This window comes from Streptomyces sp. NPDC057654 (genome assembly GCF_042800135.1).
In the GTDB taxonomy this organism is placed as follows: domain Bacteria; phylum Actinomycetota; class Actinomycetes; order Streptomycetales; family Streptomycetaceae; genus Streptomyces.
In genome coordinates this window covers 1-15,792 of sequence record NZ_JBHVHQ010000095.1, presented here as the reverse complement: position 1 = coordinate 15,792, position 15,792 = coordinate 1, and the positions used below count along the sequence as shown (strand labels likewise).

The window sequence follows — 15,792 nt, the reverse complement described above, 5'->3', positions numbered from 1 at the left end:
CCGGCGACAGGCCGCGGCGGCGGCCTTGGCGGCGGCGAGGGAGACGCCGAGAATCGCGTTGGCGCCGAGCCGCGACTTCGCGGCGGTGCCGTCGAGGGCGATCAGCGCGGCGTCGAGCCCCGCCTGATCCGCCGCGTCCCGGCCGCGTACGGCCGCCGCGATCTCCCCGTTGACGTGGGCCACCGCGCGGTCGACGCCCTTGCCGTGCCAGCGCGCGGGGTCACCGTCCCGCAGTTCCACGGCCTCCCGGGCGCCGGTCGACGCCCCGGAGGGGACGGCCGCGCGCCCCAGCGAGCCGTCCGCGAGGACGACGTCGACCTCGACCGTGGGGTTGCCGCGGCTGTCGATGATCCGGCGGGCGGCGACGCTCGCGACGGTCTGTGCGGACATGGGAGTTCCTTCCCGTTGTCGTATGCCGTGGCCCCGGCTGCGACAACGCTGGCGCTTAGCCCGACACGGCAAACTCTACAGCAATGCTGTACAGCCAAACTGAGCAGCATTGCTGTGCAGAGAAAGCGCGCGGTTCAACCGCACAGGACAACCGCGCAGGCGCACCTACACAGGACAACTGCGCAGGTCGGCTGCACAGGACAACTGCGCAGGTCAACTGCGCAGCAAGGGCGACCAGCGGGGTAAAGTGCCCTATGCCCACCTCGGAAGCCGCCGCCATCGCCGCCGAACTGCGCACCGCGATGGGAAAGCTCACCCGACGCGTCAAAGACGAGGACAGCATCCCGCTCGGCCAGGTCGCCGTACTCGGAGCCCTCGACCGCAACGGCGCCATGACGACGAGCGACCTCGCCGCCGACCAGCGCGTACGCCCTCAGTCAATGGCCCGCGCGGTGGGGCTCCTCATGGAACAGAACCTGATCACCCGCCGCGCCCACCCCACCGACGGCCGCAAGTCCCTCGTCGAACTCTCGCCCGCGGGCCACGCCGCCCTGGAAGCGGAACGCGGCCGCCGAGCCGGCTGGCTGGCCCAGGCCATCGAGGCCGAACTCACCGACGCCGAGCGGACCACCCTCTCCCGAAGCGCCGCCCTGCTGGAACGCCTTGCCACCCGCTGAACGGACCAACCCCGCGCGGCCGCCGGGCCCTGAGGCCGGGCAGCCGGACTCGCCGCCGGGCTCCACCGTCATGGGGTGGTCGGCTCCGCGGAACAGTACGCGTCGTGTGCGGGCCGCTTGCCGGTGGCCAGGTAGTCGGTCACGGCGTTGTTCCCGCAGGTGTTCGAGCCCGTCAGATAGGCCACGTGCCCGCCCTGGTCGACGGTGACCATCCGGGCCCGCTCGCCGAGGGCCCGGCGCGTTCGAAGGGCCCCGGACAGCGGCGTCGCCGGATCGCGGAGGTTCTGCACCATGAGCACGTCGGACGGCCCCCGGCCGGTGATCCGCACCTTCGGCTCCGCGGGGGCCGGCCAGAAGGCGCAGGGCCTGATGTCGGCCGTGATGGCGCCGTACATCGGGTAACGGGCGCGGTCGACCGCGACGTTGTGCTGGTAGGCCGCCGGCGATGTCGGCCAGCGGGAGTCGCCGCAGATCACCCCGAGGTAGGCGGCGGGGAAGTTGTCGCTGTACGCGCCGCCGCCCGTGCCGCCGGAGTCCGGGGGCGGCTGGTTCGTGTCCAGGGCGTGCCAGGTTTCGGCGAGCTTGGAGCTCTCGCTGTCCGCGCGGAGCAACCCCGAGGTCACGTAACGGAAGTCCGTACCGCTGTACCCCTGCACCGGCTTCTTGTCGAGGCGCGCGGCGAGCTGGAAGTACTTCGCGCGGACGGCGGCCGGTGTGCTGCCCAGGTGGTACCGCTGGGGCGCTGCGGCGGCGAATTTCGCGAAGTCGGGGAAGCGGGTCTCGAAGCCCGCGCCCTGGCCGCGCAGCGCGTCGACGTCGTAGCCCTCGGGCGGCAGGCTGCTGTCGAGCACGACGCGGTCGCCGCGGTGGGGGAAGAGGGTGGTGTACACCGCGCCGAGGTAGGTGCCGTAGGACTCGCCGTAGTACGAGATCTTCGGCGCGCCCAGCGCCGCCCGGATCCGGTCCATGTCCCGTGCGGTGTTCGCGGTGGTGATGTGCGGCAGCAGGTCCGCGGTCCTGGAAGCGGCGCACTGTGCGGCGAGCTTCTTCGCGGTCGCGGCCTGCTCCGTCACGTCGGCCGCACTGTGCGGATAGGGCGGGTTGCTCGCCGCCCCGCCCTGGGCGCGGGTGAAGCCGCAGGTCACGGGGGTGCTCTGGCCGACGCCGCGGGGGTCGAAACCGATGACGTCGTAGCGGTCGCGCACCTTCGCGGGCAGCTTCAGCAGCGCGGGAACGGAGAGTCCGGGCAGGCCGGGGCCCCCGGGGTTGAGCAGGAGCACACCGCGCTTCTCGGCCGGTTTCGTACTCGCCAGGCGGGACACTTCGACAGTGATCTTCCGCCCGCCGGGGTGGCGGTAGTCGAGCGGCACCGCGAGCTCGGCGCACTTCAGCGCCGCCTCCGCCGGGCTGGGGCAGGCGCCCCACCGCAGCCGCGACGGGGACGGGGACGGCGCGCTCGCCTGCGACCGGTGCGGCGGGCCCGCCGTGGCCGTCGGCGACAGGCCCGATGCCGCCGTCACCGCCGCCGCGCCCACCGCGAGCGCGAACGCCGCGAGCCTGGTCTTGCGCATGATTGTTCTCCTCCTCTGGAGAGATCCCCTTCACCTGGAGCTGGGGAGATCCGTGGACATCGGCATAATCCGCGCGGGCGTCAGCCGCCGAGGGAGGCCGACCGGACGGCCGCCGCCGTCCGCTTGCGCCGCCTGCGCAGCAGCACGACGACGAGCGCGAAGACCTGGAGTTCGAGCTCCAGACCCGGCAGGTCGGCGGTCGCCTCGGAGCGGACGTGTCCGGTGCGGCGGATCGTGCCGGCGGGCTCGCCGTCGTCGCCGATCATCGTGTGCTCCCGGTCCGCCGACGCGGTCCGCCGGAACGCGATGACCCGCCCGGAACACGTCATGGTCCAGTCGCGGCGCACCCGGTCCGTGGTCGCGATGGCGGTCCCGTCGGCGTCGAGCAGTTCGTGGACACCGCTGAAGCGGTGAGCGCGCACGAGGTAGCCGGCCCCGTGCAGGGTGAACCGCGTGCCGGTGCCGCCCCGGCCCAACGGGAACGTCGTCAGCGCCCGGCCGTCCTCGGTGAACTCGTACTCCTGGCTCGGCGGATGGACCCTCTTCGCGTGCAACATGGCCTCATTGCACCGTCGGCCCGCCGGCCGGACCCATGCCATCTGTCATGCATGGCCGGGTGACATCCCGAACGGGGGCGCCGGTCACGGGCGGGCGATGCTTGCCCGTATGACCCATGCACCACGCCCCGGGCCGCCGCTCGTACGTTCCCCGGCAGCCCCGGCAGCCCTGCCCGTATCATGACCGACGTGGGCGCACGCGATCCGGACGAGTTCTCCGCAGGGCAGTGGCCGGACTGGAGTTTCTGGAAGGACCAGCCGGACAGCCCCAACGGCAAGGGCCGGGGACGGGGCCGGGGCCGCGCGGCCGTCGCCACGGCGGCGGCACTGGCCTCCCTCACCCTGATCGCACGGGCCGAGGACATCGCGCACGGCACCAGACCTCTCCCGCTCACCTCGCTCGCGATCGGCCTCGTCGCCTGCTACGGCCTCGTCTGCGTACTCGCACCCTGGTACGGGCCGACGGCGCTGCGCCGCGAGCGCGTCGCCATCGTGGCCGTGGCCTTCCTCCTCGGGGCGGCGCCCGCCGTACTGCTCGCGACACCGTCCTACCTGACCGATCTGACCTACGCCCTCTCGATCGGGCTCATGCTGCTGCCGCTGCGCCATGCGCTGCTGCTCGGCCTCGTCACCGTGCTGGGGCAGATCCTCTGGATGCGTCTCGACCGGGGCGAGGTGGCCTGGGCGCAGGTGGCCATCCTCGTCGGCGTGACCGCGGCACTCGGCACCGTCTTCGCGCTCAACTTCACCATCGGTCACCTGCGGGCCGCGCGCGAGCAGGTCAAGAGGCTGGCCGTGAACCAGGAACGGGAGCGGGTCGCCCGGGACATGCACGACGTCCTCGGCCACAGCCTCTCCACGATGACCGTCAAACTGGGGCTGACACGGCGCATCCTGGAGTCCTCCGGCGACGTGGCCCTCGCCGTCGACCAGGTCACCGAGCTGGAGAACATGGCCCGTACGGCGCTGTCCGACGTACGGGCGACCGTGTCGGACTACCGCACCCTCTCGCTGGACAGCGAGCTCGCCGGCGCCCGCATGGCGCTGCGGGCCGCCGGCGTACAGGCCGATCTGCCCGCCGCGACCGACGCCGTACGCCCCGAACTGCGCGAGGCGTTCGGCTACGTCGTGCGGGAGGCGACCACCAACGTGCTGCGGCACTCCGACGCCGAACGGTGCACCGTCCGCATCGGGCCCGACCGCATCGAGGTCACCGACAACGGCGGCTTCACCGGCGGGGCGAGCGCCGGAAACGGCCTCACCGGTCTCGCCGAACGGCTCGCCGCCGTGTCGGGCACGCTCGAACACGGGCCCGCCCCCGGCGGCGGCTTCCGGATCATCGCCCAGGGGCCGCCGAACCCGGCAACCCCTCCCGCCCCTTCGCAGGAAGCCGAACCGACATGATCCGTGTCCTGCTGGCCGACGACCAGGCCCTCGTCCTCGGCGCCCTCGCAGCCGTGCTCCGCCTCGAACCCGACATCGACGTCGTCGCCGAGATCCGCACCGGCACCGAGGTACTGGCCACCGCGCAGCGGACCGCACCCGACATCGCGCTGCTCGACATCCAGATGCCCGGCCGTGAGGGCCTGGACGTCGCCGCCGACCTCCGGCGGGCGCTGCCCGGCTGCCGCACCATCATCTGCACGACCTTCAGCCGACCCGGCTACCTCACCCGGGCGATGGCCGCCGGCGCCGCCGGATACGTCGTGAAGGACTCCCCGCCCGAACAACTCGTCGACGCGATCCGCCGCGTCCACGCCGGCCTGCGCTTCGTGGACCCGGCACTCGCCGCACAAGCACTGGCCGGCGGGACGAGCCCGCTGACCGGGCGCGAGGCGGACGTCCTGCGCACCGCCGCCGAGGGCGGCACCGTCGCCGACATCGCCAGGGCCCTCCGGCTGTCCCCGGGTACCGTGCGCAACCACCTGTCGTCGGCGATCGGCAAGACCCAGGCCCGCACCCGCGCCGAGGCGGCCCGGCTCGCGGAGACCAACGGCTGGCTGTGACCGGCGCATCATGCCGGGACACCATGAAGCCGCGGCCCCGCGAACGCGATGTCTCAGTTCCTGAAACGGTCCGGATCGGCGGCGGTCCAGTCCTCCTGCCAGGCCGTCGGCGGCGCTTTCAGCAGCTGCTCGTCGTCGAGCCACTCGTACAGCTCGGCGTAGGAGCTCAGCTCTCCGGCGGTGCCGCGGCGCAGGAGCATGCGCGGGCGCAGTTGGGCGGGCGATTCCAGGCCCATGGAGGCGATGATCTGTAGGGCGCTGCGCACGGTGGCTTCCTGGTAGCGGTGCACGCGCTCCGATTTGTCGGCCACGTCCAGGCCGCGGGCCCGGCGCGGGTCCTGCGTGGCGACGCCGACGGGGCAGGCGTTGGTGTGACACGCCTGGGCCTGGATGCACCCCAGGGCGAACATCATCGATCGCGCCGCATTGGTGAAGTCGGCCCCTTGGGCGAGCCGTTTGACGATGTCCGCCCCCGTGGCGATCTTGCCGCTGGCGCCGATCCGTATCCGGTCGCGCAGTCCGGTGCCGACCAGCGCGTTGTGCACGGTCATCAGACCTTCGGTGAGCGGCATCCCCATCTGGTCGGCGAACTCCAGTGGCGCTGCTCCGGTGCCGCCCTCGGCTCCGTCGACGACGATGAAGTCCGGGGTCGTGCCCTCCTCGATCATGGCCTTGCACAGGGCCAGCACTTCGGCGCGGTCGCCGACGCAGAACTTGAACCCGACGGGCTTTCCGCCGGCCAACTGCCGCATGCGGTCGACGAAACGGATGAGTTCGCGCGGCGTGGCGAAAGCACGGTGGTGCGGTGGCGACACGACGGTGCGGCCCTGCGGCACGCCCCGGATGCCGGCGATCTCCGCGTCCACTTTGGGCCCGGGCAGCACCCCGCCTATTCCGGGCTTCGCCCCCTGCGACAGCTTGAGCAGTACGCACTTGACGTTCGGGTGGGCGGCCTTGGCGGAGAAGCCCTCGGGGTCGAATTCCCCTTCCGGGGTGCGGCAGCCGAAGTACCCCGTGCCGATCTCCCAAATGAGGTCGCCGCCATGGCGCAGGTGGTACTCGGAAATGCCGCCCTCTCCCGTGTCATGCGCGAAACCGCCCATGGCGGCCCCCTTGTTGAGGGCGAGGACGGCATTCGACGACAGCGCGCCGAAGCTCATCGCGGAGACGTTGAGCAATGCCATGTCGTACGGCTGGGAGCACGCCAGACCGCCGACCGGGACGGCGGGCGGCTCCTCCGGCGCTGGACGCGGGGCCATGGAGGGCACCAGAATCTCGTGACCTGCGGCGTAGACGTCCCGCTCGGTCCCGAACGCCAGCCCCGCGTCCTCCCCCTTGGCCCGCCGGTAGACCACATCGCGTACGTCGCGGTCGAAGGGCCGCCCGTCGAAGTTGCGCTCGATGAAGTACTGCTGCAACTCCGGCCGGACGCTTTCCAGGAGAAAGCGGGCATGGCCGAGCAGGGGGTAGTTACGGAGAATCGCGTGTTTGCGCTGGGACACATCGTGCACTCCGACGGCGGTGGCTCCCAGCGCCGGTCCGGCGAGCACCCACCACCAGGGTGTATGCACAAAGGCCAGCAGCACGGCGAACACCGCGACGGCGGCGGACAACGCGAAAGCGGAGTAGCGAGTGAACGCGGAAGATCTTCTCATGCCCATCCTCGTGGTTTTACCCCACGCGCCCTTCAGCAGCCGCACCGGGGACGAGGCAAGGGCGTGAGTACCACCACTCTCGACCGGCGCCCCGCGCCCTGGTAGCCGTCAGCAATCTATGCACGCATAAGTTGCGTTTATGAGCTGAAGCCTCACACCGGCCGCGGCCGACGTACGACCATGAAACGCAAACGGTGCCGACCCGAAGCAGGCCGGCACCGATGGTGTTACTGATGGTGTCCGAGGGGGGACTTGAACTCTCCACTCGGGCACCAGCACATTACTCAGCTGACCTGCGAGAACGTACCCGACACGCCGCGGTCTCGGCCAGCGCTGTTGGTCATGCGTTCCCCCTGTTTCGGGGTGCTTCGGACCGCTGTTGGTCATCCGTTGGTCACATGACCACCTGACCCCATCGCAGCTTCCTTCGCTCACTCACCCATGATCGTCTACCCGACAACGCGAATATTGACGTTCCCGCATGGACGTCCCGACCGGCCGCGCCATAGCGTCCTCTCAGCAGCAAGGACACACCTTGCGCGGGAGGGCAGGCCGTCATGGCTCGCGAGCAACTGACCCGCTTAACGGGCAACGTCGATGACCCGGAGTGCAGCCAGAACGATTGCCCCAACCTGTACCGGACGGCCAGCGGCTCCATCGTCGTCCAGGGTGACGTGTCCGAAGCCTTCACGCCTCCGGCCGGTGAGGGCCTGGTGGAGATTCCCGAGCACGTTCTCAGGGAGGCTTTCCGTGCTCTTGGATGGTGAAGCATGGGCAGCCAAGTTCCGTGACTTCCAATCGGAGGCATGGCGACTTGAAACGCTGCCTGCCTACAACGTCCCGCAGGAAGCCGAGGAGATCCGCGCATTTCAAGCCGGGGAGCGCATCGATCCTCACGCGCACTCGAACGAGTACACCGAGGATCTGAAGCAGGTACGCCGCGAAGGCAGGAGCAAAGGCCGAGTGCATATCGTGACTCGGCCACTCTCGGACTATCTTCGCTATGAGTTCATGTACTACCTGCCTCATGCGTGGGCCGGTGAGGACATCCGCATTATGGATGTGACCGACCGGCCTAACCCACTGGCTGGTGTCCAAGATTTCTGGATGTTCGACCGGCAAGAGGTCGTCCTCATGAACTATGAGGCAGACGGTACGCAGATCAGCCGAGAGGTATTCGAGGGCGACGTAAGCCCGTACCTGGAATACCAGCGCATCGCACTGTCCGAGTCGGTGCCCTTCGAGGAGTATGTGAAGGGCCTTGACGTTTGAGCCGCAAGCCCTAGGCCAGTCGAAGGCCGACCTGGCGGAGACACTGAGGACGCTTCGAAAGCGAGCCGGACGTACTCAAGTCTGGCTCGCTAAGCGTGCGAGCATGTCTCAGACAAAGATCAGCAACATTGAAGGCGGGAAGCTCACGCCGTCATTGGTCGACGTAGAGCTGATCCTAAGAGCGTTGGACGCTCCGCCTGACCTTGTGGCCGAGGTGTCGGCCCTTGCCCGCTCCGCCAACACCGAGTGGCAAGACGTGTGGTCGCAGCGCCGAACGGGCCTGGAGAAGAAGCAGAACGAGCTAGCAGGCTTCGAGCAGTCGTCGACCGACTTCCGGTACTTCCTGCTGTCCATGGTCACGGGCCTACTGGCCACGCCGGAATACGTGCGGGCAAGCCTCGCCGCTATCCCCGGAGACCACAGCAAGGCCATCGGCAAGAAGCTGGAACGGCAGGCCGTCCTACACGACACATCGAAACGGTTCACGTTCATTCTGACCGAGCAGGCCGTTAGGTGGCCGTACCTTCCTGCGTCGGCCATGGCCATGCAGGTAGACCGACTCGTTTCTGTCAGCCTCCTGCCGAATGTGCGCCTAGGTGTCATTCCCCTGGGTGGTCATATGCCGAATGCGCCACTGAATACGTTCACTGTCTACGACTCTCGGATAGCCACCGTGGAGACCTCGACCGGCGCAATGGTGTTCCGGGATCATCGGGACGTGTCGGCATACCTGAATGAGTTCAGCGTTTACGAGGGGTACACGGCCTTCGATGATGAGGCCAGGGAGCGACTGTCCGAATGGGCTGGCGACTTCCGCTCGTGATCTTTACCCGACAACGCAAATAAGGCTAGAGGTACCTCGCCGGTAGTCCGAGGATGTACTCATGCCGTCCGAACCGAAGAACCAGAGACAGAGGTCCCCGCAGGGCTGGCGTACGGACCCGATCCCAAGCCGTCCGGCATACCGGGATGTTGATGGGAACATTCGTGTCCCCATGTGGTTGACGAAGAACGGTCGGCATATGGCAGACACAGAAATGGTCCTGCTTCCGTCTGAGGCCGCCTTACTGGCCGACCATCTGACCAATGCGATGCGCGACAACTCCAGGTCGATGCTGCACGAACTCTTTCGGGAGTCCGCGACAGCTCTCGGCACTGGCGTGGTGTACGTGCGGAAGTCGGAGCAGTACCCGGTCTGAGGCTGCCCCATCACTGACTCACAGGAAGGCACACCCATGCCCGGAACCGACCTGTACAGCCTGCCCATCAGCGGAGCCGAGTTCTTCAAGGCGTGCGGAGGCAACACGCATCCGGATGGCGAGTCGTGCGCGACCCTAGCGAAGATCGGCCCCGACGTGTGGGCACTGGGTGACAGCAAGCGGCCCGGTGTGGAACCACTGCGCTTCACCACCGCCGAACTGGACGCGGCCGGTATCGACCCGGCCCGCTTCACCGCCTCGGCCGGAGTGGCCGCTCATTGGCTGGCGGTCTCCGCTCTCTGGGGAAGGTGGGGGCCGCCTTCAACTGCTCTGAACGGGAAGACTGGTTGCACTACCACGGCTATCTCTGGACTGGTGACAAGAAGCGGTTCGACAAAGAGGGTCACAGACGGCCCCCCGGTGATCCGCCACCCCCGCCGACAGGCGACGACGACACAGACGGCCACAGGCTCATGCAGCGGTACAAGGAAGCCGTCGCGGAGTTCCGTACGGGTGACCTCCCTCCGATGGAAACGTCTCTCTGGCTCATGAAACCCGGCCGTGTCGTTCGCGGCACCTGGCAGGAGTCCGAGGAAGCGGCGGAATGGCTCGGGGAACGGCTTGCCGAGTACGCGCCTCGGTTCGCCTCCGAGCCGGACCGCGACAGCACACGACTGGCGACGCTGGTCAACTCCGCTGCTGAAAGGCTTGGTTGGGGCGGGGATGTGTCACACGGCTTCTACCTCGAACGGCCCTCGTTCCTGTCCATGGCCCTGGTGTGCTGCTCCCCCAACCGCACCGCCTCGGAACTGATCTGCCCGCTTCAGTAGGTCCACTCAGCAACAAAGCCCCGGCCTATTTCGGGCCGGGGCTGTTGTGCTGACGCTCGTCGTCGAAGCCGTGCGCCGGCGGCCCCCGCTTGAGCTCCGCCTCCAGCCGCTGCCATTGCGTCCGCGTCAGCCGCTCGGCCGACATCGGCCCCGCCGACGCCGGCGCCGCCGTACCTCCACGCTGCCAGGCTGCCCGGCGCCGGCGCACCGACCGGTCCGTCACCCGCAGCGTCGCCGCGATCCCCGCAGTGCCCGCGTCAGCCTCGAACCAGCTGGCGGCCTCCAGCCGCACGGCCTCCCGTTTCTCCTGCTCAGCGGGCGTCAGCCCGCCACCCTGCGCATACCGCATACTGCGGTCGCACCGCAGGGATCACGACCCGTCACCCCAGCCCGGACATCACGGATTCAAGCTGAGTACACGACGGCGAAGCCGTACGCCTCACCGAGGATGCCGCCGCGCAGCGCCTCATCCGAACCGGCCTGGGCCACCTGAGAGAAGTTGTCATACCGGCCAACCCGGCCGCCACCGCCAACCCACCTACGGGCCGGGAGATCCGGGCGCAGGAACGGGACTTTCCCACCCTGGACGACGACGGAACCGCTCGCTTCCTGTCCTCGGTGTGGGAGCCCTGCGGCAACCGGGCCTGTGACGGTGGCCTGACTCATCACTGTCTGCGGGGTGCCCCGCTGTGGACCGTCTACGCCGTGACCGGAGTGCGGCGCAGTGAGGCCCTGGGTATGAAGTGGTCCCTTATCAACTGGGATGAAGGTTCCATCGAACTGGGCTGGGTGGTGGTCGAAGAAGGCAATACCTACCGGCTGCGGAAGCTGACCAAGGACGGCGACGCCAACGCCGTCATCTACGTGGACCAGTCCGTGATGAACGTCCTCAAGTGGCAGAAGGAACGCCAGGACGCGGAGCGCGAACACCTCGGTTCCGCCTGGACGGATCACGACCTGGTGTTCGCCCGAGACGGCTTCAAGCTCTACCGGGGCGAAGCCGGAGGCCCCCAGGACCCCGAAAAGGTATCTGCACGGTGGCGCACCCTCCGGAACCGTCTGCACCTGCCGGACGACTTCCGGATTCACGACTGGAGGCACAGCAAGGTCACGAACGATCTGGAGGCCGGGGAGAACCCCGTCGAGGTCTCCGCCAACGTCCGGCACCACTCGCCGGGCTACACCATGGCCCGCTACGGGCGCAGCAGGAAGAACGGAGCCCGGAAGCTCGCCGCCTCCGGAGCGAACAGGCTTGGCCTGTCATCCCTGGTCTGACCTGGGAAATCTCTGGGCTGTTGGTCACGTGGTTGGTCACGCCACACCCCAGAAACGCAGAAAACCCCTGATGAACAGGGGTCTCAGCTGGTGTCCGAGGGGGGACTTGAACCCCCACGCCCGATAAAGGGCACTAGCACCTCAAGCTAGCGCGTCTGCCATTCCGCCACCCGGACAAGGTGTCTGCCGGTTGGCCCGTGGCCGTTCCGACATGGAAAACAATAGCAAACGTCCGGGGGTGCTCGATCACCTGGCCGGGGCGGGGGCGGGGCGGCTGTGTGGCCTGCGTATGTCGGGGGCATTGCGGCCTTGGGCTGCGGTGGCGTGGGGTGGAGGATGGCGGTGGGCCCTCGCGTACGGACGTCCGTATCGGGGCGGTCCACGGCCGAGCGGCCCGAGGAACGAACGATGAGGAGGCAGCGTGAGCGAGGCGAACCCGGCGCGTACGGGATCGGGCGAGGACGAGGTCGTCGACCTCTGCCGGGATCTGATCCGGATCGACACCAGCAACTACGGGGACCACTCCGGGCCCGGCGAACGGGTAGCGGCGGAGTACGTGGCCGAGAAGCTCGCCGAGGTCGGGCTCGAACCGCAGATCTTCGAGTCCCACAAGGGCCGGGCGTCCACGGTCGCGCGGATCGAGGGCGAGGACCGGTCCCGGCCGGGCCTCCTCATCCACGGCCACACCGACGTCGTGCCCGCCAACGCCGCCGACTGGACGCACGACCCGTTCTCCGGCGAGATCGCCGACGGGTGCGTCTGGGGCCGCGGCGCGGTCGACATGAAGGACATGGACGCGATGACCCTCGCGGTCGTACGGGACCGGCTGCGCTCCGGCCGAAAGCCCCCGCGCGACATCGTGCTGGCCTTCGTCGCCGACGAGGAGGCCGGCGGCACGTACGGCGCGCGGTACCTCGTCGACAAGCACCCGGGGCTCTTCGAGGGGGTGAACGAGGCGATCAGCGAGGTCGGCGGGTTCTCGTTCACGGTCAACGAGAAGCTGCGGCTGTATCTCGTCGAGACGGCGCAGAAGGGCATGCACTGGATGAAGCTGACCGTGGACGGCTCCGCCGGCCACGGTTCGATGATCCACAAGGACAACGCCATCACCGAACTGTCCGAGGCCGTCGGCCGGTTGGGGCGGCACTCGTTCCCGGTGCGGGTGACCAAGACGCTGCGGGCCTTCCTCGACGAGCTCGGGGACGCGCTCGGCACCGAGCTCGACCCGGAGAACATGGACGAGACGCTCGCCAAGCTGGGCGGCATCGCCAAGCTCATCGGCGCCTCGATGAAGAACACGGCCAACCCGACCCAGCTCGGCGCCGGCTACAAGGTCAACGTCATCCCCGGGCAGGCCACCGCGCACGTGGACGGGCGCTTCCTGCCGGGGTACGAGGAGGAGTTCCTCGCCGACCTCGACCGGATCCTCGGCCCGCGGGTGCGGCGCGAGGACGTGCACGCGGACAAGGCCCTGGAGACCACCTTCGACGGCGCGCTCGTCGACGCCATGCAGTCGGCGCTCCAGGCCGAGGACCCGATCGCGCGCGCCGTCCCGTACATGCTCTCGGCCGGTACGGACGCCAAGTCCTTCGACGACCTCGGCATCCGCGGCTTCGGCTTCGCGCCGCTGAAGCTGCCGCCCGAGCTGGACTTCGCCGGGATGTTCCACGGCGTGGACGAGCGGGTGCCGGTCGACGGCCTGAAGTTCGGCGTCCGGGTGCTGGACCGTTTTCTGGATCAGTGCTGATGCCGGTACGGGGATTCGGTCTTCGGCCGTGCGTCCGGTATTCACCGGAAAGAGTGAATGCCGCTGTAGGTTCGTAGCTCGATTACCCCCTCCTCGTTACAGGTTGTGCGGTCCGCGGCTTGGACCGCATTGCCAACAAGGAGGAATAATGATCAAGAAGATCGTCGCCGCTGCGGCTGTCACTGGTGGTCTGGTGCTCGCCGGCGCGGGTCTGGCGGTTGCCGACTCGGGCGCTCAGGGAGCTGCTGTCGGCAGCCCCGGCGTGCTGTCGGGCAACGTCGTCCAGGTGCCGATCCACGTTCCGGTGAACGTGTGTGGCAACGCGATCTCCGTGGTCGGGCTGCTGAACCCCACCTTCGGCAACACCTGCGTCAACTCCTGACGTTGTGCCACAACCCGTGAGGGTGTGATCCCGGTAGGCCCCGGAGTGCGCTTTCTGCACTCCGGGGCCGCTGGGCATCCGGCGAGCGGGCACAACGAGCCCCCTCGCGTTTCGTAAGGCAGGCAGAAGTCAGGGGAACGAAGCTATGCGACAGGTCGCGAGAAAAGGCCTGATCACCGTGGCGGCAGCGAGCGGCGTATTCGCCGCGACCGGCGGCGGCTACGCGTACGCGGATTCGACGGCGCAAGGCGGCGCCTCGCAATCGCCGGGCGTACTGTCCGGGAATTCGGTACAGGTCCCACTGGACGTGCCGGTGAACGCGTGCGGCAACACAGTGAGCGTGATCGGGCTGCTCAATCCCACCACGGGGAACAAGTGCGCCAACGGCTCGGGCGGCCACCACCATGGTCATGGCGCGAAGCCGGGCGGACACAGCGGGGCCGACGCACACGGCGGCCCCCACCACTCGCCCGGAATCGGCTCGGGCAACGGACTCCAGGTGCCGATCGATGTGCCGGTCAATGCCTGCGGGAACAGCGCCAATGTGGTTGGCCTCGGCAACTCCACCACCGGCAACGACTGCGCCAACCCGGAGGGGCACAGTACGCACCGTCCGGCCCACCCGCCCCAGCACCCGGGGCAGCCGCACACGCCGGACCAGCCGGGCCACCCGCACCACCCCGGGCACCCGCAGGACCCCGGCCACTCCTCGTCGCACACGCCTCCGGACGGCCGTGCGATCCCGCCGAACCCGAACCCGAACCCGAACCCGAACCCGGACCGGAACCGGGACTCGAACCCCGGACAGCCGCAGGCGTCCGGGATGTCGCAGGTGCACGATGTCGCGCCGTCCCCGCGCACCGTGGGCACCGAGCAGCTCGCCCAGACCGGCGCGGGTCAGCTGGGCGCGGTCATTCCGGTCGGCGCCGGGCTGCTGCTCGGCGGCGCGGTGCTGTACCGCCGCTCCCGTGCGGCGCGGCACTGAGCGGATCGGGGCTCCGGCAGCGGCCGGGGCGCAGCGGAGCGGGCCCCGCCGGTGCGGGGCCCGTTTCGCGCTCACTCACCATGTGGCGTGCGGCTGGCGGATGATCCGCCGCCGCAGCCGCACCTTGCGGCTGCCGTCGGGATTGAGTCGAAGTCGGTCCAACTCCCAGTATCCGTACTCGGCATGGTCGGTCAGCAGGCGCGCGGCCGCCTTGCGGGAGACCCCGCGCGGCACGTACACGTCGCAGAATTCATATTCCGGCATCGCCACCATTGTGCTCGGTGCGCGCCGATTTCGGCACCCTGCGGTGCGCCGTGCCGCCCGACGGCCGTCCGGCGACCTCTCGGCGACCCCTCGGCTAAATGTGATGATTATGGACATTTGGCCGCCTTGCCGTGGTCAAGTACTCGGCCACGCCGGGATATTCGCGTCTTGGCATCGCATCTACTGCGCGTGAACAGCCCAGGTGCGGATAGCGTCTGCACTATGTCTGATGCTGCGCAGCCAACCGCTGCCGAGGTACGTGCCGCCGCCGAGGCGGTCAAAGCCGCGCTGGATCGTCACCTCGACGCCGTCGAACGCCGGTCGGGGGAGGACGACCCTGATGTCTACGCCGCGTTCAACGAACTGGCCGCGGCCGCTGAGACGTACGACGAGCTGCTCTACGACGTCTACGACGAGGTGACGCCCTTCGAGATCCCCGGTGACGAGTCGCTGCCCGCGTACGCGGGGCCCGAGGAGCCCAGCGCGCTGAGCGTGCTGATCCGCCGCGACTACGCGGTGGCCGAGCCGCAGCGCCTGCTCGCCCAGGCGCAGCGGGTGGCCGACCTCGACCCGGACGTCGACACCGGGAACGGCACGGCGGGCGGGGCCGCGGGCATCGTCGGCAGCAGCGTGCACGCCGCGCTCGGAGTGCTCTTCGGCGAGTACGAACCGGACGAGATCGCCTCCCGGCACAAGGAGTTCGGCCTGGAGGAGGGCGACTCCACGCTCTGGGTGGCGGCCCTCGACGAGCTGACCGAACCGGGGGAGTGGCTGACCGCGCCGTTCGATCAGACGGATCCGCAGCGGGTGGTGTGCCGCTTCGACGTCAGCTCGGTCTTCGACGAGGAGTTCGACGACGACGTGGAGGACCTGGCGGACATGGAAGACGCAGAGGACGCGGAGGACGTCGGCGACGAGGAGGACGACTTGGAGCCGCTGCGGCCGGAACACTGAGCCCGGCTGTCTTCCGGCCACCTTGTGT

General features: G+C 69.0%; 18 protein-coding genes, 1 tRNA gene and 2 pseudogenes. 14 read left to right on the top strand and 7 right to left on the bottom strand.

Features of this window, described 5'->3' with window-relative positions; all coding sequences use genetic code 11:
- A pseudogene (eno, locus tag ACFU99_RS10835) lies at positions 1-390 on the bottom strand (phosphopyruvate hydratase); the annotation flags it as partial.
- A gap of 254 nt (positions 391-644) precedes the next feature.
- On the opposite strand from eno, the gene ACFU99_RS10830 reads away from it, so the two are divergent.
- Positions 645-1,067: a MarR family winged helix-turn-helix transcriptional regulator gene (locus ACFU99_RS10830; RefSeq protein WP_384388922.1), complete on the top strand. Its 423-nt coding sequence runs from the start codon at positions 645-647 to the stop codon at positions 1,065-1,067.
- A 68-nt stretch (positions 1,068-1,135) separates the two neighbouring features.
- Here ACFU99_RS10830 and ACFU99_RS10825 read toward each other — a convergent pair whose 3' ends face one another.
- A complete protein-coding gene (locus ACFU99_RS10825) occupies positions 1,136-2,638 on the bottom strand; it encodes an alpha/beta hydrolase (protein ID WP_384388919.1) in 1,503 nt (500 codons plus the stop codon).
- 80 nt (positions 2,639-2,718) lie between these two features.
- Entirely contained in the window at positions 2,719-3,195 is a 477-nt protein-coding gene (locus tag ACFU99_RS10820; protein WP_384388916.1) for a hypothetical protein, read from the bottom strand.
- A gap of 180 nt (positions 3,196-3,375) precedes the next feature.
- Here ACFU99_RS10820 and ACFU99_RS10815 point away from each other — a divergent pair, with 180 nt between their 5' ends.
- Together ACFU99_RS10815 and ACFU99_RS10810 are read left to right on the top strand one after the other, a co-directional pair.
- A complete protein-coding gene (locus ACFU99_RS10815) occupies positions 3,376-4,599 on the top strand; it encodes a sensor histidine kinase (protein ID WP_384388913.1) in 1,224 nt (407 codons plus the stop codon).
- The gene (locus ACFU99_RS10810; protein ID WP_384388910.1) at positions 4,596-5,201 is read left to right on the top strand and encodes a response regulator; all 606 of its coding nucleotides are present in this window, start codon (positions 4,596-4,598) and stop codon (positions 5,199-5,201) included. Before ACFU99_RS10815 ends, ACFU99_RS10810 begins: the two co-directional genes overlap by 4 nt.
- Before the next feature lie 53 nt (positions 5,202-5,254).
- Here the strand turns inward: ACFU99_RS10810 and ACFU99_RS10805 are convergent, their stop codons facing one another.
- On the bottom strand, positions 5,255-6,856 hold the full coding sequence (locus ACFU99_RS10805; protein WP_384388907.1) for an FMN-binding glutamate synthase family protein: 1,602 nt from the start codon (positions 6,854-6,856) through the stop codon (positions 5,255-5,257).
- Between the two features lie 557 nt (positions 6,857-7,413).
- Here ACFU99_RS10805 and ACFU99_RS10800 point away from each other — a divergent pair.
- The 6 genes and pseudogenes from ACFU99_RS10800 to ACFU99_RS10775 all read left to right on the top strand — a co-directional run bounded on the left by ACFU99_RS10800 (position 7,414) and on the right by ACFU99_RS10775 (position 10,157).
- Complete coding sequence (locus ACFU99_RS10800) at positions 7,414-7,623, top strand: hypothetical protein (RefSeq protein WP_384388905.1); 210 nt, start codon at positions 7,414-7,416, stop codon at positions 7,621-7,623.
- The gene (locus ACFU99_RS10795; protein ID WP_384388902.1) at positions 7,607-8,128 is read left to right on the top strand and encodes a DUF6879 family protein; all 522 of its coding nucleotides are present in this window, start codon (positions 7,607-7,609) and stop codon (positions 8,126-8,128) included. Before ACFU99_RS10800 ends, ACFU99_RS10795 begins: the two co-directional genes overlap by 17 nt.
- Positions 8,118-8,951, top strand: coding sequence for a Scr1 family TA system antitoxin-like transcriptional regulator (locus tag ACFU99_RS10790; protein ID WP_384388899.1), 834 nt, complete (start codon positions 8,118-8,120; stop codon positions 8,949-8,951). The genes ACFU99_RS10795 and ACFU99_RS10790 overlap by 11 nt, the downstream gene beginning before the upstream one ends.
- A 199-nt stretch (positions 8,952-9,150) precedes the next feature.
- Complete coding sequence (locus ACFU99_RS10785; RefSeq protein WP_384388896.1) at positions 9,151-9,327, top strand: hypothetical protein; 177 nt, start codon at positions 9,151-9,153, stop codon at positions 9,325-9,327.
- Between the two features lie 36 nt (positions 9,328-9,363).
- A pseudogene (locus tag ACFU99_RS10780) lies at positions 9,364-9,591 on the top strand (DUF397 domain-containing protein); the annotation flags it as partial.
- 83 nt (positions 9,592-9,674) lie between these two features.
- The gene (locus tag ACFU99_RS10775; protein WP_384388925.1) at positions 9,675-10,157 is read left to right on the top strand and encodes a hypothetical protein; all 483 of its coding nucleotides are present in this window, start codon (positions 9,675-9,677) and stop codon (positions 10,155-10,157) included.
- A gap of 25 nt (positions 10,158-10,182) precedes the next feature.
- Here the strand turns inward: ACFU99_RS10775 and ACFU99_RS10770 are convergent, their stop codons facing one another.
- Complete coding sequence (locus ACFU99_RS10770) at positions 10,183-10,506, bottom strand: hypothetical protein (protein WP_384388894.1); 324 nt, start codon at positions 10,504-10,506, stop codon at positions 10,183-10,185.
- A gap of 389 nt (positions 10,507-10,895) precedes the next feature.
- Between ACFU99_RS10770 and ACFU99_RS10765 the strand changes: the two genes are divergently transcribed.
- Positions 10,896-11,432 carry a hypothetical protein gene (locus tag ACFU99_RS10765; RefSeq protein ID WP_384388891.1) on the top strand — a complete coding sequence of 179 codons (537 nt, stop codon included), beginning with the start codon at positions 10,896-10,898 and terminating at the stop codon, positions 11,430-11,432.
- Positions 11,433-11,520: 88 nt separating this feature from the next.
- On the opposite strand, the gene ACFU99_RS10760 is transcribed toward ACFU99_RS10765, so the two are convergent.
- Positions 11,521-11,608: transfer RNA gene (locus ACFU99_RS10760), tRNA-Leu, on the bottom strand.
- A 245-nt stretch (positions 11,609-11,853) separates the two neighbouring features.
- On the opposite strand from ACFU99_RS10760, the gene ACFU99_RS10755 reads away from it, so the two are divergent.
- The 3 genes from ACFU99_RS10755 (at position 11,854) to ACFU99_RS10745 (ending at position 14,546) form a co-directional block, all read left to right on the top strand.
- Positions 11,854-13,179, top strand: coding sequence for a M20/M25/M40 family metallo-hydrolase (locus ACFU99_RS10755; protein ID WP_384388888.1), 1,326 nt, complete (start codon positions 11,854-11,856; stop codon positions 13,177-13,179).
- A 148-nt stretch (positions 13,180-13,327) separates the two neighbouring features.
- On the top strand, positions 13,328-13,561 hold the full coding sequence (gene chpH / locus ACFU99_RS10750) for a chaplin ChpH (protein WP_384388885.1): 234 nt from the start codon (positions 13,328-13,330) through the stop codon (positions 13,559-13,561).
- Positions 13,562-13,706: 145 nt separating this feature from the next.
- Complete coding sequence (locus ACFU99_RS10745; protein ID WP_384388883.1) at positions 13,707-14,546, top strand: chaplin; 840 nt, start codon at positions 13,707-13,709, stop codon at positions 14,544-14,546.
- 75 nt (positions 14,547-14,621) lie between these two features.
- On the opposite strand, the gene ACFU99_RS10740 is transcribed toward ACFU99_RS10745, so the two are convergent.
- Positions 14,622-14,810, bottom strand: coding sequence for a DUF5703 family protein (locus tag ACFU99_RS10740; protein WP_384388880.1), 189 nt, complete (start codon positions 14,808-14,810; stop codon positions 14,622-14,624).
- Positions 14,811-15,032: 222 nt separating this feature from the next.
- Between ACFU99_RS10740 and ACFU99_RS10735 the strand changes: the two genes are divergently transcribed.
- Entirely contained in the window at positions 15,033-15,764 is a 732-nt protein-coding gene (locus ACFU99_RS10735; protein ID WP_384388878.1) for a hypothetical protein, read from the top strand.
- Positions 15,765-15,792 lie beyond the last annotated feature (28 nt).